The following is a 21,458-nucleotide window of genomic DNA, read 5'->3' as shown; positions in this document are numbered from 1 at the left end:
TTAAACGTGGACTGATTCTTTTAGCCTATAGTTTTCTAGTTCCGGGGAATTTGGTAAACTATTCTTAAAAACATGTTCGAAAAGGAGTCTTTATGAAAATAGGAATCATCGGAGGAGGAGCAGTCGGACTTCTATTTGCGGGTTATTTGGGCCGGAAGTTTGATGTCACTCTCTTTGTAAGGAGAGAGGCACAGGTTCAGTCCCTATCAATGAACGGTATAAATGTACATAAGGAAAGTTCTTCATTCACAACGCAGGTCCGGTCCGATCAACTTACTGAAGTTCCCTTGAAGTTTGACCTAGTGATTGTGGCAGTAAAGGGATATGATTTAAAGTCCTTGGAAAATGTGTTAGTGCTTATGGATAAGAATCAACCACTACTATTCCTTCAAAATGGGATTGGACATTTGGATTGGGTGAAATCATTGCCCCACCAGAATTTGCTTGCTGGTTCGGTAGAACACGGAGCGCTGAAAGAAAACGACCATACTCTCCTTCATTCAGGAGAAGGTAAGACAAATCTCGCTTTAATTAGAGGAGAATGGGGAGTTGTAGAAGAATTAGTATCACAGAGCATTCCTTCATTTCCATTTTTACTAAAACAAGACTTCGAGGAAATGCTCCTAACCAAGCTATTCGTAAATGTACTAATTAACCCTCTAACGGCTATAACCCGGATAACCAACGGGAAGCTGGTTGAAAACCCACACTTGCATCAATTACAAAAAGATTTATTTCAGGAACTGCTTCTCCTCTTTCCTCAAATGGAAGGGATTATTTCCTTTGAAAGGGTTGAAGAAATTTGCACCAATACATATCAAAACAGATCTTCCATGTTAAAAGACATTGAATCCAGCAGGAAAACGGAAATAGAATCTATCTTAGGCGTTCTAGTTGAAAAAGCATATAAAGAACACCATTTTGTACCCATCATGAATATAGTTTACAGATTAGTTAAAGGAATAGAAAGAGAAGGTCTGGGGGGATAAAATGGCTTCGATTTTTTCGACCATCATTGCCATCTTTGTATTGATTCCATTTTTAGGATATTTCATTAGTTTCATTCTAGCGAAAGAAATCATGAAAAACCATCGGAAAGCCGTACATTTGGCCATTGATATTACAACCTTTCTACTTATTGTCTCTGTTCACTTTATTGTGATTGCCATTTGGCAAACTTCGTATCTATGGCTTATTTTCCTTGTGATTTGCTCCATTGGCATTCTATTTGCCATCATGTATTGGAAGGCTAAGGGGGAAATCCATTATCCCAAGGTATTGAGGGGTTTCTGGAGGATGAACTTTCTGTTATTCTTTACGGCCTATATTGCATTAATGATAACAGGATTGATCCTCCGCATCCTAGAATTATATTAGAAAAAAGAACAGGCAAGTTTTTTCCTTTTCTTAATGTGGAATGATATACTCATCGTTAGGATATTAAGAGCTAGAAAAGGAGTAATTCAAATGGAATTGGAAAGCTTAAACATTCCAGCAATAAATCAGTTTGCCTCTCAATACTTAAAACAAGAAGAGCCCGTCACTTCTTTTTTTCACTATAATGTTAACAGTTCTTCAGTCTATTTAGACCGCATGAAAGATCTAGATTCCAGACAGTTTCAGAGAGAGGATCTTGCAGAATGTATATCTTCTTACATGAAGCCATTGCCGTCATCCAAGAAGGTTGAAGAATCGTTGGCTAAACTGAGGAACAATGCCGTAACCGTCATTGCTGGCCAACAGGCAGGTCTGCTGACCGGCCCACTTTACACGATACATAAGATCATTTCTGTCATTCAATTAGCCAGACAGCAGGAAGCTGAGTTAAAGCATCCTGTGGTTCCTGTTTTTTGGATTGCAGGAGAAGATCATGATTATCAAGAAGTAAATCATATATATGTAGAGAATGGATCAAAGATTGAAAAGGTCGGATATCCGGAGAGAATAGTAGAAAAGAAAATGACCTCTCATATTACGTATACAAAACCAGTGATGAAGAAATGGCTTGATGACATACTAGTGATGCTGGGAGAAACACAGCATACAAAACAACTGGCATCGGACCTTACTAAAATGATTGACGAAGAAGAGGATATTGTTAGATTCTTTGCCCACTTTGTAATGAGCTTATTTAAAGATTTCGGCTTATTGGTCATTGATTCGGCCTATCCATTACTAAGGAAACTTGAATCGAGACATTTTCATCATTTGATCGAAAGCAGTCAATCCATATCGGATGCGGTGTTTAAGCAACAAGATGAAATCCGTAAAAAAGGATATAGCACTCAATTAGATATTTCCCCTGCAGCAGCCAATCTCTTTATTCAAATTAAGGACGAAAGGGCTTTGTTAGAAAGAGAAGGGAATATGTTTTTCGAGAAGAATAGTGGTAAAACATTTTCAAATGTGGAGCTGCTATCCATTCTTGAAGATAGTCCAGAATCATTCAGTAATAATGTGGTCACGAGACCTATGATGCAGGAATGGTTATTTCCAACCCTCGCATTTGTTGCCGGACCTGGCGAAATTGCCTATTGGGGCGAATTAAAAAGAGCCTTTGAATTTGTGGATCTAAAAATGCCGCCAGTCGTCCCGAGGCTAAATATAACCATTGTGGAACGTGAAATAGATAAGAGGATTCACGACCTTCAATTGACTCTACATGGTGTGATTACAGAAGGTGTTTCTACTGCTCGTGATGCCTTTTGGAAATCCCTCGAGCGTCCCACTCTAGAGTTGGGAATGAAAGAGATCCAGGAAGAACTCCAACGGAAATATAAGAGGATTCGCGAACAGGCTGTTAGTATTGATCAAGGATTAGAACCGATTGTTGATAAGAACCTTGAATTCCACTTGAGTCAGTTCGATTATCTACGCAACAAAGTGGATAAAGCCCTGAAAGATAAGCACTCGCTAACATTTAATCAGTTTATGAAGGTGGAAAACAGCATCAGGCCAAATGGAGGGCCACAGGAAAGAACGTGGAATGTTCTCTATTTCTTAAACAAATACGGACCCGACTTCGTAAGAGATCTGACACTTCAAGATTTCACCTTTGACGGAACTCATAAAGTGGTATATATCTGATTAGAAGCCATTTGCAATATTACCAGTCGACAATCAAAAAAATAAAAGGACCTAATTCGTTTTTTATTGCGAATTAGGTCCTTTTTACGTTGTATAAAGACAAATTTCAACGGTGAAAAATTGTCTGGAAAAGAGAGAAAAAGACTAATGAAAAATAGAGGAAATAATTTGCAAGTGAAGAATTTAGAAAAGAGTGGAGAAAAGTGGGGGGATGTGGTACATTTGTGTTAGAAAGTGGGGGCAGTGCATATGTTCATGGGCGAATATCAACATAACATTGATAATAAAGGCCGTTTAATCGTACCTGCCAAGTTCCGTGATCACCTCGGAGATTCATTTGTCATCACCCGAGGGTTGGATCAATGTTTATTTGGTTATCCCATGGATGAGTGGCGAGTTCTTGAAGACAAGCTCAAAGCCCTACCACTGACAAAGAAAGATGCCCGTGCCTTCACTCGATTCTTCTTCTCTGGTGCGACTGAGAGCGAATTAGATAAGACAGGCAGGGTGAATATTCCTGCTTCGCTTGTGAATTATGCACAATTAGATAAAGAATGCATTATTTTAGGAGTTTCCAATCGAATTGAGATTTGGAGTAAATCATTATGGGAAGACTATTTCACACAGTCTGAAGATTCATTTGCTGAGCTTGCAGAGAATATGGTAGGGTTTGATATTTAACCCCCACAAAACGTTCGATTGGAAAGGTGAAATCAACATGTTTAAACATACAACTGTATTATTGAAGGAAACGGTGGATGGCCTGAATATTAAAGAAGATGGAGTGTATGTGGATTGTACTCTGGGTGGAGCAGGACATAGCGAGTATCTTGTTAGCCAGTTATCACCGAAAGGGCATCTGTATTGCTTCGATCAGGATGAAACAGCCATCGGCCATGCAAAAGATAAGCTTTCATCCTATCAGGATAGGGTTACATTCGTTCAATCAAATTTCAGGAATCTAAAGGAAGAACTTGAGCAACTTGGAGTACATAGTGTGGACGGGATTCTTTACGACCTCGGTGTATCATCGCCTCAGCTGGATACTCCGGAAAGAGGTTTCAGTTATCACCATGATGCTCCTCTCGATATGAGAATGGACTTGCAAGGTGAAGTAACTGCTTATGAAGTGGTTAATCATTGGTCGTTTGAAGACTTAGTTCGGATATTTTATCGATATGGGGAAGAAAAGTTCTCAAAGCAAATAGCGCGAAAGATAGAAGCGGCAAGAGATATCAAGGCGATTGAAACAACGGGTGAACTTGTTGAACTCATTAAGGATGGTATTCCTGCACCTGCAAGACGAAAAGGTGGCCACCCGGCTAAGAGAGTCTTTCAAGCCATACGAATCGCCGTGAACGATGAACTGGGAGCCTTTGAGGATTCTCTCGAACAAGCGATAGAGCTTCTTCATAAAGGAGGAAGAGTAAGTGTCATTACCTTCCATTCCCTCGAAGACCGTATTTGCAAAACGATGTTCAAAGAGAAGGCATCAGGTCCTGATTTGCCTCCGGGTTTACCGATTATTCCAGAGGGATATGAAGCGGAGCTGAAGCTTATAACAAGAAAACCGATCCTGCCTAGTGAGGAAGAATTGGAAGAAAATAATCGCGCTAGGTCAGCTAAATTAAGAATCGCAGAAAAAAATATATAATATAGAAGGAAATAGGAGGGAGAATTTTGAGTAACTTAGCCAGAAAGTACGAGCAGCAAAAAGTTGAGAATCAATCCGTTCAAGCCAAACCTAAGCGCCTGAGTGAAGAGAGAAGATCCGTCATTACACCAGGGGAAAAGATCCTTGTGGCGATTTTCGCAGCAGTTTTTTGCTTCCTAGCCGTTCAAATTGTTACAACACAAGCTGCTATCTATGATGTGAATAAAGATGTTCAGCACGTAGAATCAACCATTGAAAAGCAGGAAAAGGCAAATAATGACCTTAAGCTTCAAGTGAGTGAGCTAAGTACGTATGAACGTATTCTTGAAAAAGCAAAAGAGCTTGGACTTAATTTGAAAGAAAAGAATGTTAAGGTTGTTGAACAATAATGAAAAAAAGACCAAGTATGAACATAGGGGCAGCCATCCTTTTCGGGATTTTCGGCTTGCTCTTTTTTGTATTGATGGTTCGCTTTGTCACGATTCAGGTCACCGGGGAAGCTGAAGGAAAGGTCCTGGCATCACAAGCGGCAAAAAAATATATAAAGAGTCACATTTTGGAAGCCCACAGGGGAACGATCTTTGACGGGAAAGGAGAAGTCATTGCAGAGGATACTTCTGCCTATACACTCGTAGCCATTTTAGATCCCAGCATCACAAGTGACCCGAAAAAGCCTAAGCATGTGACAGATCCCAGGAAAACAGCAAAGGCTCTGGCTCCATATCTTGAAATGAAGGAGAGCGAAATTTATGAACGCCTTAATCAAGATGGACCGTATCAAGTGGAATTTGGATCTGCTGGCAGAGACCTGTCCCATCAATTGATGCTGGAGATTAAAGAAGAAAACATACCTGGAATCACATTCAGGAAAGAAGCAAAGCGATTTTATCCAAATGGTTCTTTCGCGCCTCATCTTATTGGGTTTGCGCAAAAAACCACTGCAGATAACGGTGACACCAAAACCGTCGGAAAAATGGGTGTAGAAGCAAGCTTTGATGATGTGTTAAGCGGCAAGGATGGGTCAGTGGAATATAAGAGTGATGTATGGGGATATTTATTGCCAAATGCAGATGAGCATGTAACATCACCACAAGATGGAAAAGATATTTATTTAACAATTGACAAGAAAATTCAAACATTCCTAGAAGAAGCCATGAATGAAGTACAAAAGAAATATAAACCAAAGAAAATATTTGCGATCGTATCAGATCCGAAAACGGGTAAGATACTGGCCATGTCTCAAAGACCATCCTTTCATCCTGACACGAGAGAAGGTCTACTGGATAATTGGACAAACTTCATTGTGGAGGAAACAATTGAGCCGGGTTCAACGATGAAGGCTTTTTCATTGGCCGCTGCAGTAAATGAAGGAAAATTCAATCCGAATGAAGCCTATGAATCTGGTAGGTATTATGTTGATAATGTTCCTAATCCCATCCGGGATCATAATGGAGGAGAAGGTTGGGGGACGATTTCATATTTAGAAGGCGTTCAAAGATCTTCTAATGTGGCATTTGCGAATTTATTGGACAAAATTGGTTTCAAGAAGTTCGAAGGGTATTTAAATAGTTTTGGATTTGGTGAACCGACAGGTGTGGGGTTACCACATGAGGCTTCTGGATCTATCCTTTATCATTACCCGATTGAAAAATACACCACCATCTTTGGGCAAGGAACAACCGTTACCCCGCTTCAAATGATTCAAGCTGAATCGGCCATTGCGAACGACGGGAAAATGATGCAACCCTATGTAATCTCGAAGATAGTAGATCCAAATACGAATAAAGTGGTTGAAGAAACAAAACCAAAAGTTGCCGGAAACCCAATTACGAAGGAATCTGCTGAAAAAGTACGTGAATACTTAGAATCAACCGTTACCTCTGAGAATGGCACAGGTACCCGTTTTGCCATCGATGGCTATCGCGTTGCAGGGAAATCAGGTACCGCCCAAATACCTGACCGAGAAACGGGAAGGTATATGTACGGAAAGGAAAATTATCTATTTTCATTCATGGGTATGGCGCCTGCTGACGACCCACAGCTAATCGTCTATGTAGGTGTTCAGCAACCCGAATTAGAACCGACTGAAATCGGTTCAGATCCCGTAGCGGCTGTGTTCAACCCCGTGATGCAAAATAGCTTGAAATACTTGAATATCAAACCTCAGGAAAAAGTGAGTTTGAAAAAACGGTCTCTCCCTGATACGAAAGAAATGAGTGTTGAAGAAGCTAAAGAAGAGTTGAAAAAAGCAGGGGCTTCACCCGTTGTTGTCGGAAACGGATCGGAGGTCCAGAAGCAGCTGCCCAAAGCTGGCAGTACGATACTCGAAGGGGAAAGGGTTGTAATCAAAACAGACGGAGACACCACGATTCCTGATATGAAGGGATGGTCTGTAAGAGATGTCTTTAAAGTGGCGAATCTTGCAGGTTTGAAGATCAATATGGTTGGAAACGGCTACGCCGTCAGCCAAAATATTCAACCGGGGGTTCCAGTGCAGAAAGAAGAGCCTCTAGTGGTTAATTTTAGTACTCCGGAAGAACAGGTACAGCAAGATGAAGACGAGAATACGGAAGAACCACCACTGAACTAAATAAACAGGGCTGACTTATGTATGTGACTCACTCGAGGGCACCTGGATCGATTTCTTTGGAATCGATTTAGGGACGAGTGCCATTCACATTAAAGTCGCCCTTTTTCTTATGGGCTGAAACGATTGAATTGACGTGGATGATAGAGCATCCCTCATCCTTTCATGGATTTCGAACATACCCAAATAAGTCCAAGCATATAATGGAACGAGCCATAGAAGGGGAGGTTCCATTAGTGAAAAGAGTATCCAATGTAACGGTAAGGAAAAGGTTAGCAGTAGCGCTTGTAGTAGGAGTCCTGATTTTCTCCATTATCGATATAAGGCTGGGGTATGTCCAGTTTTTTAAAGGGGACTGGCTTACTGGTTTAGCAAAGGATTCCTGGAGTCGAAATATCCCATTTCAACCGGAGAGAGGGAAAATAGTAGACCGAAATGGGGTAGAATTAGCTGGAAACCAGAGTGCCCCGACGATATTTGTCGTTCCGAGACAAATCACTGATCCTCAGGGAACGGCGGATAAACTGGCGGCTGTTCTTAATATTTCAGTAGAATCTGCATATAAATATGTTACGCAGAGGGCAAATATGGTGCTGATTAAAGAAGCTAGAAAGATCTCATATGAAAAAGCGAAAGAGGTCAGGGATCTTAATTTAAAAGGGGTTTACTTAGGAGAAGATTCTAAGCGCTATTATCCATATGGCAGTTATCTATCCCATGTACTTGGTTTTGCAGGGATTGATAATCAGGGGTTGATGGGGCTTGAACTTTCATATGATGAGGAGCTTAGTGGGGATAAGGGATATGTGAAATTTTTCTCAGATGCCAAAGGGAAAAGAATGCCTGACATGGCAGATGACTTTGAGAAGCCTGAAAATGGCCTGGATTTAAAGCTGACGATCGATTCGAAGGTTCAAACCATCGTGGAGCGTGAATTGGATATTGCACAAGCCACTTACAATCCTGATGGGATTATCGCAATTGCCATGAATCCTAAAAACGGGGAAATATTGGCAATGTCAAGCCGTCCTACTTTTGACCCGGCGAATTTTCAGAATGTACCCCAAGAGATATACAACCGGAATTTACCGATTTGGAGCACCTATGAACCTGGTTCAACGTTTAAAATCATTACTCTTGCCGCAGCGCTGGAGGAAAATAAGGTGGACCTTTATAAAGAAAAATTCCACGATTCAGGCCATGTTGAAGTTGCCGGATCCACTCTTCATTGTTGGAAGCGGGGAGGACATGGAACCCAAACATTTTTGGAAGTGGTCCAAAATTCATGTAATCCGGGATTTGTCGAGTTAGGTGAGAGATTAGGTAAAGAAAAACTATTCAGCTATATACATGATTTTGGATTTGGGCAAAAGACCGGAATCGACCTTCAAGGGGAGGGGAAAGGAATTCTCTTTAATATAGATAGAGTCGGTCCTGTTGAACAAGCGACGACTGCCTTCGGTCAGGGGGTGGCCGTAACGCCGATTCAACAGGTTGCAGCTGTATCAGCAGCCGTAAATGGTGGGATACTGTATCAACCGTACATCGCAAAAGAGCTGGTTGATCCTTCCACAGGGGAAGTGGTGATGAGGAAGACACCACAAATGAAAAAGAGGGTCATTTCAGAAGAAACATCTAAACAAATCCGTGAAGCATTGGAAAGTGTTGTAGCAAAAGGAAGCGGTAAGAAAGCTTATGTAGATGGTTATCGTGTAGGCGGGAAAACGGGAACCGCTCAAAAAGCTAAGGATGGTAAATACTTAGAAAATAATCACATCGTTTCCTTTATGGGAGTTGCGCCTGCGGATGATCCTGAAATTGTTGTATACGTGGCTGTTGATAACCCTAAAGGCACGATTCAATTCGGTGGAGTCGTAGCAGCCCCGATCGGAGGAAGTATCATTGGCGATAGTTTAGAGGCGATGGGAGTCCCTAAGCGTAAAGGTCAAATTGAGAAAGAGATGACTTGGACCGATATTCCATTGATTGAAACCCCTGACTTGGTTGGATTAACAAAAAAAGAGTTACAGGAGCAGCTTGTTAATCTTGATTTGGATATAAGTGGAACCGGGGATAAAGTGGTTAGTCAATCTCCTGATCCGGGGGTGAAGATCAAGCAAGGTTCAAAAGTAAGGGTGTATCTATCGGAATAAGTGCCGGGGATGTCAGCATGATGGCTTGTTTCATGATATACTTCTTATTTATGCCAGGGCTTTATCATCCTAAGGTGAGGCCCTGTATTCCTTTAAATGATGTTGAAGTCTGCAAGTTTTCAATAATTATAACGAACTAAGTTAAAAGGTTTATAGCTTTCATACGCATTTTTTTGTAAAATATAAAAAGGTTGCTTTCTACCTGTGAGGAGTTGAAAAGATGAGATTGCACACTTTGCTGGAAGTATTACCGTTTTTCTCAGTAGAGGGTGAAGGGAATCCAGCTATTTCAAACATCGCTAACCACCATAAGAAAGTGAAAAATGGTGATCTATTTATCTGTATTAACGGATTAGAGATTGATAGCCATTCACTCGCCCCACTGGCAGAGAAGAACGGTGCAGCTGCGATTCTCGCTGAGAGGAGCATAGAAGCAAACGTGCCGGTTATTATCGTTCCGGATACGAAGAGAGCAATGGCCATCCTAGCCGACTACTTTTATAAGCAGCCCTCCCATCAGCTTTTGTTGGTGGGGGTGACAGGCACAAATGGGAAAACAACGACCACCCATCTGATTGACCAGGTGCTTACCCACTGTGGAATAAAGACCGGTTTAATCGGTACAATGCACATAAAAGTGGGGGATGACTTACAAGTAAGTCACAATACGACTCCTGACAGCTTAACCCTCCAACAAACGTTTAAACAGTTTTGTGATAAAGGGGTACAATCTGCGATCATGGAAGTCTCTTCACATGCGTTAGATCAGGGCAGGGTTCACGGATGTGACTATGATATTGCCGTGTTTACAAACCTGACTCAGGATCATCTGGATTATCACAAGACCATGGACGATTACCGAAACGCAAAAGGCTTATTGTTTTCACAATTAGGGAATACTTATTTTAAGAAATCCCCTAAATACGCCATCATTAATAAAGACGATGAAGCAGCTGATTTTATTATCAGGACAACGGCCGCACATGTATTTACATATGGTCTGTCTCCTTCTGCTGACTTCTGTGCCAGAAATATTGTCCTGAAAGCAACAGAATCCGCTTTTACACTCGTTTCACCATTCGGAGAAAGAGAGATGGTATTAAAATTTGCGGGGCAATTTAATGTATATAACGCTTTGGCTGCGATTGCAACAGCCAGTGCTGCAGGTATACCCATCGAGGACAGCGTAAGAAGCCTGGAGAGCGCACATGGAGTCAGGGGACGGTTTGAAACGATCTCTGAAGGCCAGCCCTTCTCGGTTATCGTTGATTACGCACACACTCCAGATGGTTTGAAAAATGTATTAGCAACAATCCAATCGATTACCAAGGGGAAGATTATTGTGGTGGTCGGGTGTGGAGGGGACAGGGATAAGATTAAGCGGCCGATAATGGCTGCGATTGCCTGCAAATATGGGGACTTTGCTATCTTCACCTCTGATAATCCGAGGACCGAGGATCCAAATGGTATCCTCAAAGATATGGAAGCTGGTGTGGTCGGGAAGCAGTATCAATTAATTGTGGATCGGAAAGAAGCAATTAAACAGGCTTTAAGTCTTGCCGAAGCTGAAGATGTTGTCCTGATTGCGGGTAAGGGTCATGAAACCTATCAAATTATCGGAAACAACGTATACGATTTCGATGACCGCGAAGTGGTCAGACAAATCATAAAGGGGATGTAAGAATGCTCTTTTATGATGATGTAAAGAAATTATTTCCTGAAACATCAGGAATACTTCTACCAGGCTTTACGTTTCTAGTAGTTTCAAATTCAACTAGTATGGGAATGGAGAAGGGACTATACGTCCCTTTTGGTGATGAAATAGACCTTTTTGAAAGTATTGAAAAAGGAGCGATTGCTTCCCTTTGGCCAAAGAATAAAGAAGTACCTTCATTTGTTCCGAACCACTTTCCATTATTCATTGTTGAAGATGTTTACAAGGCATACATCGACTTACTACAAAATTACAAACAAAATTACAATCAAGAAAAGTGGGAAATTATGACGAAGTTTATTTTTAACAACGAACCAGAACAAAATCACACAATGGACGTATTATTGAACGAATCCAACGGAAAAGGAGGGGAATAATAATGATGGAACAAGTGATCTTCTTTACAATCATCATGGCATTTCTCATAACCGTATTGCTTGCACCTGTCTTTATTCCCTTCCTGAGAAGATTGAAATTTGGGCAAAGCATCCGTGATGAAGGCCCCCAGTCTCACCAAAAAAAGACTGGTACACCGACAATGGGTGGAATTGTGTTCTTAGTTTCCATCGTGATTACTACATTTGTAATGATAGGGAAATATTCAGAGCCAGGTCCTGAAACCTATTTAATGATTCTTGTGACCGTCGGGTTTGGGTTATTGGGGTTCCTAGATGACTTTATTAAAGTTGTGATGAAGAGGAACCTGGGACTGACATCTAAGCAAAAGCTATTAGGTCAGATTGTCATTTCTGTCATTTTTTATCTCATCTTTAAGCAAAATGACTTTCCGACTACGGTCTCGATTCCGTTAACGGATTTTTCCTTTGAATTAGGTTGGTTTTATTGTTTATTCATTATCTTTTGGCTTGTTGGATTTTCTAACGCTGTCAATTTAACAGATGGGTTGGATGGATTAGTATCAGGAACGAGCGCCATTGCCTTTGGTGCACTGGCTGTATTAGCCTGGAATCAATCCCAATATGACGTAGCGATTTTCGGAGTGGCAGTAGTTGGAGCGGTTCTAGGTTTCTTAGTATTCAATGCCCACCCTGCTAAAGTATTTATGGGGGATACAGGATCTCTAGCCTTAGGAGGAGCAATCGCCACGATTGCCATTCTAACCAAATTGGAAATCATCTTAATTCTTATCGGTGGAGTATTTGTCATCGAGACGCTCTCCGTCATCTTACAGGTCGCATCATTTAAGACAACAGGAAAACGAATATTTAAAATGAGCCCGTTGCATCATCATTATGAATTAGTCGGTTGGTCTGAATGGCGTGTTGTTGTAACGTTTTGGACTGTCGGTTTGCTATTTGCCGTTTTAGGAATCTATATTGAGGTGTGGTTATAATTGAAGAAGATAACGAAGTTCAAACATAAAAAAGTTCTTGTATTAGGTTTAGCAAAAAGTGGGGTTAGTGCTGCCTCTCTTCTACATAAGTTAGAAGCATTTGTAACGGTAAACGATCAAAAACCATTAGCTGATAATCCTGAAGCGCAGGGGCTTCTTCAGGAAGGCATTAAAGTGATCTGCGGAAGCCACCCAATCGAACTTCTTGATGAAGGCTTCCAGTATGTGATTAAAAACCCCGGAATACCCTATCACAACCCATTAATAAAGAAAGCAATCGAAAAAAACATCCCCGTTCTGACAGAAGTGGAACTTGCCTACTTAATTTCTGATGCAGAAATGATTGGGATTACAGGAACCAATGGTAAAACCACGACAACGACACTTCTTTTCGAAATGCTAAAAGAGGCCAACCAAAAACCTCTTATTGCAGGAAATATCGGAACGGTCGCTTCTGAAGTAGCTCAGGAAGCGAAAGAAGATGAAAAAATGGTGGTTGAGCTCTCATCATTCCAGCTGATGGGGATTGAAGAGTTCGCTCCTCATATTGCCATCATTACGAATTTATATGATGCACATTTGGATTACCACGGTGACTTGGATGAATATTGGAAGGCGAAATCCAATATAACGAAAAATCAAACAGAAGATGATTATTTGATCTTTAATGCAGATCAAGAACATGTTTTAGAATCAGTCGCCTTTACAAAAGCACAATTGATTCCCTTCTCAACAAAGGAAGAAGTAGCGGCAGGGGCCTATATTGAAAATGGGGCTATCTACTTTAAAGGTGAGAAGATTGTTGAGGTAGCTTCTATTGTTTTACCTGGTGCGCATAACCTGGAGAATATCCTTTGTGCGGTTGCTGCATGCAAAATTTACGGAGTGCCAAATGAAAGTATTGAGAAGGTACTTGGGACTTTTACAGGTGTTAAGCATCGTACACAATTCGTTCGTGAAGTGAAGGGTGTAAAGTTTTACAATGATTCGAAGGCAACGAATAGTCTGGCGACGAAAAGTGCCCTGCATGCGTTTGAGGGTCCAACCATCCTGCTGGCTGGCGGTTTGGACCGGGGAAATGAATTCGATGACCTGATTCCATATTTGAAGAATGTAAAAACGTTGATCACCTTCGGGGAAACGTCCGAGAAGTTCGTTAAAACAGGTAAAAAGGCAGGGATACAAACTGTTATTCCTGTCGATAATGTTGAAAAGGCAGTTCCTGTTGCTTTTGAACATGCTGAAAGTGGAGATGTTGTTTTATTGTCTCCTGCATGTGCAAGTTGGGATCAATATCGAACTTTTGAACAACGTGGTGACATTTTTATTGAAGCGGTGCATAAGCTTTAATAGGGGCTTGTCTATGAAGAGCATCAATACTCTAACAACCAGTACACCAATCCAAGATAAGTAGTTTTCTATGCTCGAACGGCTCTAAATTTGTCTATTCGAGGTGTTTAGGATTGCCTTTAAAAAAATCGACTCCCGATTTTATACTCATTATGGTTACACTCACACTACTTGCAATTGGTTTGATCATGGTGTACAGCGCGAGCGCTGTCTGGGCTGATTACAAATTCGAAGATTCCTTTTTCTTCGCAAAAAGGCAAGTGCTCTTTGCAGGTGTAGGGTTAGTCGCTATGTTCTTCATCATGAATGTGGAGTACTGGACATGGAGAAGTTGGGCGAAAATCATCATCATCATTTGTTTTGTCCTTCTTGTACTGGTGTTAATCCCTGGTATCGGGGTTCTAAGGAATGGTTCCAGGAGCTGGATAGGAGTAGGTGCTTTTTCCATTCAGCCTTCAGAATTTATGAAACTTGCCATGATTGCGTTTCTCTCAAAGTATTTATCGGAAAACCAAAAGTATATTACTTCCTTTAGAAAAGGAGTCCTGCCGGCGCTTCTCTTAGTATTCTCTGCTTTTGGAATGATCATGCTACAACCGGATCTGGGTACGGGTACTGTAATGGTTGGTACTTCAGTAGTGATGATCTTTATTGCAGGGGCGAGGGTCATGCATTTTGTAGGCCTGGGGATGATTGGATTAGTCGGATTCATTGGACTTGTTATATCTGCACCTTATCGCATTGCACGGATAACGTCCTTTTTAGACCCATGGCAAGATCCATTGAATAGTGGCTTCCAAATTATTCAGTCACTATATGCAATCGGTCCGGGAGGCTTGTTTGGATTAGGTCTGGGACAAAGCAGGCAGAAATTCTTCTATCTGCCAGAACCTCAAAATGATTTTATTTTTGCTATTTTAGCAGAAGAGCTCGGTTTTATTGGTGGGACGCTTGTATTGCTTCTGTTTTCATTGATTTTATGGAGAGGCATTAGAATCGCTTTGGGGGCTCCTGATTTATTCGGGACTTTTCTGGCGTTAGGAATCGTGTCAATGATTGCGATCCAGGTAATGATCAATGTAGGGGTTGTAACAGGGCTTATGCCTGTTACGGGAATCACCCTCCCGTTTCTTAGCTACGGGGGCTCCTCGTTGACCCTCATGCTAATGGCTGTCGGAGTGTTGCTGAATATTAGCCGCTATACGAGACAGTAACGATTTAACAAGGAGATTGACAGTAAAAGCCGGGAAGAAGTGAATGGTAAAGGCCTGATTGTCAGGAATGCATCATTCATGTCCTCCTGTCTTTAATGGTCAGTCTCTTTTTTGATTAACGAAAAAACGCATAAATTCCTATGTTTTTTATTGAAATAACGATAGGATATTTAAAAGTGGGATGTTACAATTAATTACATATATGTAATGCATTATGATCAGACCTTTTCAAAATAAAGGAGAGTTTATTACTTTTGTTAGTAAAAACTTTTACAATTCAATGACATACTTTCATTATATAGAAATTGTTGTTTAAAATAGAGTATAAGAGTGTAATAGTAAGGATGTCCTCTTTTTGAAACGGTCACTGGAAATACATATACGAAAAGTGTTGTGGGTGATGTATCTTAGATATGGCTGGATTATTTGAGCAGTGATTTTTAGAGGCTAAACTCCAGAATATCCATCCTGTAACTGAATCATAAGGGTTTCTTTTTCAACATTATGTCATATGGCAGAAAATAACGTTCTGTTCCTCTTTTAACATTTGCTGCCTTCATATAGAATGAAAGGTATCCCAATGTAAAGAGTACTTTCATTATAAGACGTGGAGAGAATATTTTATTCATGACTTAATGAATACAAAGTGAAATTGAGGAGAACGAAATGAAAAAAGAAAATGTTGTTTCCCTTGAAGATCGTATTCCTAAATTAAAACAACACCGAAAAAAGAAAGCGAATCGCAGGCTGCTTTTTCTACTTTCTTTATTCTTACTCATGATTCTATCGGTTGTTTACTTTCAGTCACCTTTAAGTCATGTGAAAGAAGTGGTGGTACACGGGAATGAACTTGTTTCAAATGAGACGGTCCTTCAGTATAGTGGAATTGACAGCGGTATGAATTTGTGGAGCGTAAACAAAGACAAAACTGAGGAACAATTAAAGAAGCTCCCTGAAGTGAAGAATGCGAAGGTGAAGATGTCCTTTCCTAATTCCTTTGAAGTACACATCCAAGAATATGACAAAAAGGCATATCTTTCGAAAGGTAATAAATTCTTTGTCATATTAGAGAATGGGGAGGTCCTGAATAAAGGCACGGAATCAATACCTGTGGACGCTCCTTTACTCAGAGGTTTCGAGGAAGATAAGGTACTGGTGAAAATGGTGGAAGAATTAGGGGAACTTCCGAAAGAAGTTCAGCATCTCATTTCGGAAATTAACCTGGTTCCAAAGAAAACAGACCAATATCATTTGACCTTATTTATGAATGATGGATTCGAAGTGAGTGCTACCATCAGGACCTTTTCAGAGAAGATGGTCCATTACCCGTCCATTGTCAGTCAACTTGATCCTTCAGTTAAAGGAGTCATTGATTTAGAGGTAGGTTCTTATTTCAGAGCATATGAAACGGAAGGTGAACAAAGCGATGATGAGGATGAGGGTGAGAGGTAAGCATGTAATCCTCTCTCTTGTATGTCTGGTGTTAGGTTTCATCCTTGCTTTTTCATTTAGTCTTGCTAACACAGAACAAGCGGAACTTGGGAACCGAACGAATGGTCAGTGGAAACAGGAAGAAGCATTGAGAGATCAGATCCTTGAGTATCAGCAGAAGAATAATAATCTTCAAGAGGAACTCTTTGAGAAACAGGAAAAGGTCGTCAACATGGAAAAGGAATTTTCTAAAGAGAAACAAATTTACTTTAACCTGGCAGAAGATGCGGAGAAGTATCGTATGTACCTGGGGAAAACGAAAGTGCAAGGTCCCGGGGTGAACGTAACATTATCAGACGCTGATTACGATCCGAATGAAGAAAACGCCAATAATTATATCGTTCATGAGCACCATGTCTTTAAGGTGATCAATGAATTATACATTGCCGGGGCTTCTGCCGTAGCGATAAATGGACAAAGGTTAAAGCATGATTCATACATACTGTGTAACGGTCCCGTTATTCAAATTGATGGAATCGAATATCCTGCTCCCTTTGAAATTACAGCTATCGGAGATCCGGAAGTATTATCTTCATCCATGAACATCACAGGCGGGGTTAAAGACCAGCTTGTAAATGATAACATTATTTTTAAACTGGAAAAAAAGAATACCGTTATTTTAGAACCAAGCATCAGCGAATCCTAAGCAATAGATGCCGAATTGCCGATTCGATCTGTTACCAAGTGATGAGGGTTAGATGTGAAAGTAAGGTGCAATGAATGGACAACAAATTAAAGGTAAGCTTCACCATTATTACGATTATTATTGGGTTTATGATTGCTATACAGTTCCAAACAGTCAAAGAACCTGTTGTCCGGGATACACGAGATATATGGGAACTACGAGATGCATTATTAAAAGAAAAAGAAGTCAACTCCAATCTTTATGCAGAAATGCGTGCTGTTGAGACGAAGTTGGAACAATATAAGACAGAACAGCAGTCAAGTCCAGAACGAGCGTTAAAACAAACGTTAGAGGAATTGAAAACAGAAGTGGGTTTGACTGAGAAAACAGGAGCTGGTGTCATCTTAACGATTGAACCTGCCATGGAAGAAGTCCTGCTTGGGGAAAAAGTTCAAAGCGTATCACCGGAACTGTTGGAAAGACTTGTGAATGAGCTGAATCGTTACGATGCAATGGACATCTCCATAGATGGCCATCGCTTAATCAATACCTCGGTCATCAGGGATATTAATGGAGAAACCAAGGTGGATGGTTATTCAATTAAGACAATTCCATTTGAAGTGAGAGTTTTAACCAAAGATTTAGACTCTGCAAAAGAATTGTATAACCGGATGCAGGTATCACAGTCTGTGGAGGACTTTTTTATCGATAATCTTCGAGTCTCTATTTCAAAGCCTTTAGAAAAAGTGGTGGTTCCACCATATGAAGATACCATACGGGTCCGTTTAATGGAGCCGGTTAAGGAAAGAGGAGGGAACGGGTAATATGTGGCTTCCCCTTTTAGGGTTGCTGGTAGGGGTCGTATTGGGGCTTCTTACAGATATTAGAATTCCAGATGAGTACTCGAATTATTTATCAATCGCCGTCCTGGCAGCATTGGATACATTATTTGGCGGGATAAGGGCCCACCTCCAGAATATTTATGATGACAAGGTCTTTGTTTCTGGATTCTTTTTTAATATTTTACTAGCAGCAAGTTTAGCTTTTCTAGGTGTACATCTTGGTGTAGACTTATATCTGGCGGCTGTATTTGCTTTTGGAGTGAGATTATTCCAGAACATTGCAGTGATCAGAAGAATACTTATTAGCAATTGGTCAAATAAACAAGAAAAAAGAGAAAAAAATTAGAATTTTAAAAGGGAATCGTTTTTGTTACGACGAATATCATAATTAAGATATACTTAGAATAGTGTTTTTCTAGGATTGTTGTTCCAAACAAACATTCTTTAAGGAGGTGCCATAGAGTGAACAGCAATGAAATTTACGTTAGCCTAGACATCGGTACATCCACAGTAAAAGTAATCATTGGTGAAATGTCAAATGATTCCTTAAACATTATCGGTGTAGGAAATGTGAACTCAGAAGGAATCAGAAAAGGTTCCATCGTAGATATAGACGAAACTGTTCATACAATCAAGAAAGCAGTTGAACAAGCGGAAAGGATGGTTGGTTTATCCATAAGCCAAGTCATCGTAGGTATTACTGGCAACCACGTGTCCCTTCAATCGTGTCATGGTGTGGTGGCAGTATCAAGTGACAATCGGGAAATTGGCGATGAAGATGTTCTAAGAGTGATGGATGCAGCCCAGGTTGTCTCTATTCCTCCAGAAAGAGAAATCATCAATGTAATCCCAAGGCAATTCATTGTTGATGGATTGGATGAGATTACAGATCCCCGGGGCATGATCGGTGTTCGACTGGAAATGGAAGGCACCATCATTACGGGATCAAAGACGATTTTACATAATACTCTCCGTTGTGTAGAAAAGGCGGGTCTTGAAATAGTAGATATCGTTCTTCAGCCTCTGGCAGCTGGTTCTGTTGCTTTATCAAAAGATGAGAAGAATCTCGGTGCTGCCTTAATCGATATTGGAGGCGGCTCTACAACTATAGCTGTTTTTGAACAAGGTCACTTAAAAGCTACAACTGTACTGCCTGTAGGGGGAGAACATATTACCAAGGATTTGTCTATCGGTTTAAGAACTTCGACTGACGATGCAGAGAAAATCAAAACCAAATATGGACATGCTTATTATGACCATGCATCAGAAGATGAAGTGTTCAGCGTACCAATTATTGGTAGTGATCAACATCAGCAATTTAATCAATTAGAAATTTCTGATATCATAGAAGCAAGGCTGGAAGAGATCTTAGACCTAATCAGCCATGAGCTGAAACGAATGGGGATAAGAGACCTGCCGGGTGGATACGTGTTAACTGGTGGTGTAGCAAATCTTCCAGGTGTGTTAGAATTAGCACAAATCGTTTTCCAAAATCGTGTACGAGTGGCAATTCCGGACTATATTGGAGTTAGAGAACCTCAGTATACGACCGCAGTAGGATTGATCAAATACGCTCAAAAGAATGCTAGATTACAAGGAAGATCTGTTAGTGCAGAACCAGTGCCTGTAGAGGCTGCTGAGAAACGTCAATCGAAACCAGCTAATAAAAAGCCAAAGCCTGCAAAGGTTAAAGAAGAAGAACATGAAGATGAAAAGGCCATGTCAAAAGTGAAAAAGTTCTTTGGATACTTCTTTGAATAAATAAAGGAATCCATAGATTCGATGAGTTAGGAGGATTTGTCATGTTGGAGTTTGATACAAATTTAGATTCGTTAGCGACAATAAAAGTTATCGGTGTCGGCGGTGGAGGAAATAACGCTGTAAACCGAATGATTGAGCATGGCGTACAGGGTGTTGAATTTATCGCTGTTAATACAGATGCGCAAGCTCTGAATCTATCAAAAGCTGAAATAAAAATGCAAATCGGTGGTAAATTAACTAGAGGATTAGGTGCAGGTGCCAATCCGGAAGTAGGTAAAAAAGCTGCTGAAGAAAGTAAAGAACAAATCGAAGAAGCCCTAAGAGGGGCGGACATGGTCTTTGTTACGGCTGGAATGGGTGGAGGTACCGGAACTGGTGCAGCTCCGGTAATCGCTCAAATCGCCCGTGAGATCGGTGCATTAACAGTCGGGGTTGTGACACGACCTTTCACCTTTGAAGGCAGAAAGCGTTCAAATCAGGCAAGCGGTGGTATCGCTGCAATGAAAGAAGGAGTGGATACCCTTATCGTTATTCCAAACGATCGTCTTCTTGAGATTGTAGATAAGAGCACGCCTATGCTTGAAGCTTTCCGTGAAGCTGATAACGTTTTAAGACAAGGTGTACAAGGTATCTCAGATCTAATCGCTACACCTGGTCTGATTAACCTTGATTTTGCCGACGTAAAGACGATCATGTCTAACAAAGGCTCAGCACTAATGGGTATCGGTGCAGCATCTGGTGAAAACCGGGCTACTGAAGCCGCAAAAAAAGCCGTTTCAAGTCCACTACTTGAGACTTCCATTGATGGGGCACAAGGTGTTCTGATGAATATTACAGGTGGTACGTCTTTAAGTCTATATGAAGTCCAGGAAGCTGCTGACATTGTAGCATCTGCTTCAGATCAAGAAGTGAACATGATCTTCGGTTCCGTTATTAACGAAGATTTAAAAGATGATATCGTCGTAACAGTTATTGCAACCGGGTTTAACGAAGAGGTCATTCAACCTTCAAAGCAAACTCGACCTACATTTGGTGGAATGAAACCAAATCAAAGTCCAAACCCGAACCCAAGCCAATCTATCAAGCGCGAGCAACCTAAACGTGAAGAGCCTCAACACCAAGAGCCGGTGAGGACTTCTTCCAATCAAAATCAGGGAGCGGAAGAAACACTGGACATCCCAACCTTCCTTCGCAACCGTAACCGTCGTCGATAAACTGAAAAGCGAAGGGGCTTTTGCCCAGAGGCGACAAGCATAAGATGAGCCACCCGGAAAGGCGTCCTTTGCCTTTTTGGGTGGCTTAGCTTATGACCTCGAGCCTCTAAGCCCCGGAGCTGGACAAACGAAAAGCGAAGGGGCTTTTGCCCAGAGCGACAAGCACAACAAGGAATCCCCAAAGGCAATTAATGCCTCTGGGGATTTTTTTGTCTTATTTATTTTCTACTTAACCTCCAATCAAAACCCGCTCCACAAAGCATTCTTTATACCTTGAATCAGGAATATATTTAGTGACATATTTCGTTCTAATCTCTGAAAAGTTTTCCTCTGAAGCATACAAAAAATGACAACCTTTTAAAGGGTATGTACGATATACTTCTCATAAGTCATTCCTATCTCGAAATTCATG

At 40.9% G+C, this 21,458-nt stretch carries 19 protein-coding genes; all 19 read left to right on the top strand.

Features of this window, described 5'->3' with window-relative positions:
• The first annotated feature begins 92 nt into the window (after positions 1-92).
• The 19 genes from TV75_RS04700 to ftsZ all read left to right on the top strand — a co-directional run bounded on the left by TV75_RS04700 (position 93) and on the right by ftsZ (position 21,046).
• Entirely contained in the window at positions 93-989 is an 897-nt protein-coding gene (locus TV75_RS04700; protein WP_044337487.1) for a ketopantoate reductase family protein, read from the top strand.
• 1 nt (position 990) lies between these two features.
• Positions 991-1,377 carry a DUF3397 domain-containing protein gene (locus tag TV75_RS04695; protein WP_044337486.1) on the top strand — a complete coding sequence of 129 codons (387 nt, stop codon included), beginning with the start codon at positions 991-993 and terminating at the stop codon, positions 1,375-1,377.
• A 90-nt stretch (positions 1,378-1,467) separates the two neighbouring features.
• Positions 1,468-3,087 (top strand): bacillithiol biosynthesis cysteine-adding enzyme BshC, encoded by a 1,620-nt coding sequence (gene bshC, locus TV75_RS04690; protein ID WP_044337485.1) that lies wholly within the window; start codon positions 1,468-1,470, stop codon positions 3,085-3,087.
• A 249-nt stretch (positions 3,088-3,336) separates the two neighbouring features.
• Entirely contained in the window at positions 3,337-3,768 is a 432-nt protein-coding gene (mraZ, locus tag TV75_RS04685) for a division/cell wall cluster transcriptional repressor MraZ (RefSeq protein WP_044337484.1), read from the top strand.
• A gap of 37 nt (positions 3,769-3,805) precedes the next feature.
• Positions 3,806-4,741, top strand: a complete 936-nt coding sequence (gene rsmH / locus TV75_RS04680; protein ID WP_044337483.1) for a 16S rRNA (cytosine(1402)-N(4))-methyltransferase RsmH — start codon at positions 3,806-3,808, stop codon at positions 4,739-4,741.
• A 26-nt stretch (positions 4,742-4,767) separates the two neighbouring features.
• Positions 4,768-5,130, top strand: coding sequence for a cell division protein FtsL (gene ftsL, locus TV75_RS04675; RefSeq protein ID WP_044337482.1), 363 nt, complete (start codon positions 4,768-4,770; stop codon positions 5,128-5,130).
• The gene (locus TV75_RS04670) at positions 5,130-7,331 is read left to right on the top strand and encodes a penicillin-binding protein (protein WP_044337481.1); all 2,202 of its coding nucleotides are present in this window, start codon (positions 5,130-5,132) and stop codon (positions 7,329-7,331) included. The genes ftsL and TV75_RS04670 overlap by 1 nt, the downstream gene beginning before the upstream one ends.
• A 233-nt stretch (positions 7,332-7,564) precedes the next feature.
• A complete protein-coding gene (locus tag TV75_RS04665; protein ID WP_253275465.1) occupies positions 7,565-9,481 on the top strand; it encodes a stage V sporulation protein D in 1,917 nt (638 codons plus the stop codon).
• Between the two features lie 220 nt (positions 9,482-9,701).
• A complete protein-coding gene (locus TV75_RS04660) occupies positions 9,702-11,162 on the top strand; it encodes a UDP-N-acetylmuramoyl-L-alanyl-D-glutamate--2,6-diaminopimelate ligase (protein ID WP_044337480.1) in 1,461 nt (486 codons plus the stop codon).
• Positions 11,163-11,164: 2 nt separating this feature from the next.
• Entirely contained in the window at positions 11,165-11,572 is a 408-nt protein-coding gene (locus TV75_RS04655; RefSeq protein ID WP_052504419.1) for a hypothetical protein, read from the top strand.
• Positions 11,573-11,574: 2 nt separating this feature from the next.
• Positions 11,575-12,549: a phospho-N-acetylmuramoyl-pentapeptide-transferase gene (gene mraY, locus TV75_RS04650; protein ID WP_044337479.1), complete on the top strand. Its 975-nt coding sequence runs from the start codon at positions 11,575-11,577 to the stop codon at positions 12,547-12,549.
• On the top strand, positions 12,550-13,899 hold the full coding sequence (murD, locus tag TV75_RS04645) for a UDP-N-acetylmuramoyl-L-alanine--D-glutamate ligase (protein ID WP_044337478.1): 1,350 nt from the start codon (positions 12,550-12,552) through the stop codon (positions 13,897-13,899).
• 113 nt (positions 13,900-14,012) lie between these two features.
• Entirely contained in the window at positions 14,013-15,113 is a 1,101-nt protein-coding gene (gene spoVE / locus TV75_RS04640; RefSeq protein WP_044337477.1) for a stage V sporulation protein E, read from the top strand.
• 666 nt (positions 15,114-15,779) lie between these two features.
• Positions 15,780-16,565 carry a cell division protein FtsQ/DivIB gene (locus TV75_RS04635; RefSeq protein ID WP_044337476.1) on the top strand — a complete coding sequence of 262 codons (786 nt, stop codon included), beginning with the start codon at positions 15,780-15,782 and terminating at the stop codon, positions 16,563-16,565.
• Positions 16,549-17,250 carry a DUF881 domain-containing protein gene (locus TV75_RS04630; RefSeq protein ID WP_253275485.1) on the top strand — a complete coding sequence of 234 codons (702 nt, stop codon included), beginning with the start codon at positions 16,549-16,551 and terminating at the stop codon, positions 17,248-17,250. Before TV75_RS04635 ends, TV75_RS04630 begins: the two co-directional genes overlap by 17 nt.
• A 74-nt stretch (positions 17,251-17,324) precedes the next feature.
• Positions 17,325-18,053 (top strand): DUF881 domain-containing protein, encoded by a 729-nt coding sequence (locus TV75_RS04625; protein ID WP_044337474.1) that lies wholly within the window; start codon positions 17,325-17,327, stop codon positions 18,051-18,053.
• 1 nt (position 18,054) lies between these two features.
• Positions 18,055-18,417, top strand: coding sequence for a small basic family protein (locus TV75_RS04620; protein ID WP_044337473.1), 363 nt, complete (start codon positions 18,055-18,057; stop codon positions 18,415-18,417).
• A gap of 116 nt (positions 18,418-18,533) precedes the next feature.
• Entirely contained in the window at positions 18,534-19,832 is a 1,299-nt protein-coding gene (gene ftsA, locus TV75_RS04615) for a cell division protein FtsA (RefSeq protein WP_044337472.1), read from the top strand.
• 41 nt (positions 19,833-19,873) lie between these two features.
• A complete protein-coding gene (gene ftsZ / locus TV75_RS04610) occupies positions 19,874-21,046 on the top strand; it encodes a cell division protein FtsZ (RefSeq protein ID WP_044337471.1) in 1,173 nt (390 codons plus the stop codon).
• Positions 21,047-21,458 lie beyond the last annotated feature (412 nt).

Origin of the sequence: Rossellomorea aquimaris (assembly GCF_000935355.1) — a bacterium.
GTDB lineage: Bacteria > Bacillota > Bacilli > Bacillales > Bacillaceae_B > Rossellomorea > Rossellomorea aquimaris_B.
The sequence above is the reverse complement of the archived record's forward strand: the minus strand, read 5'-3'. Positions and strand labels throughout refer to the sequence as shown.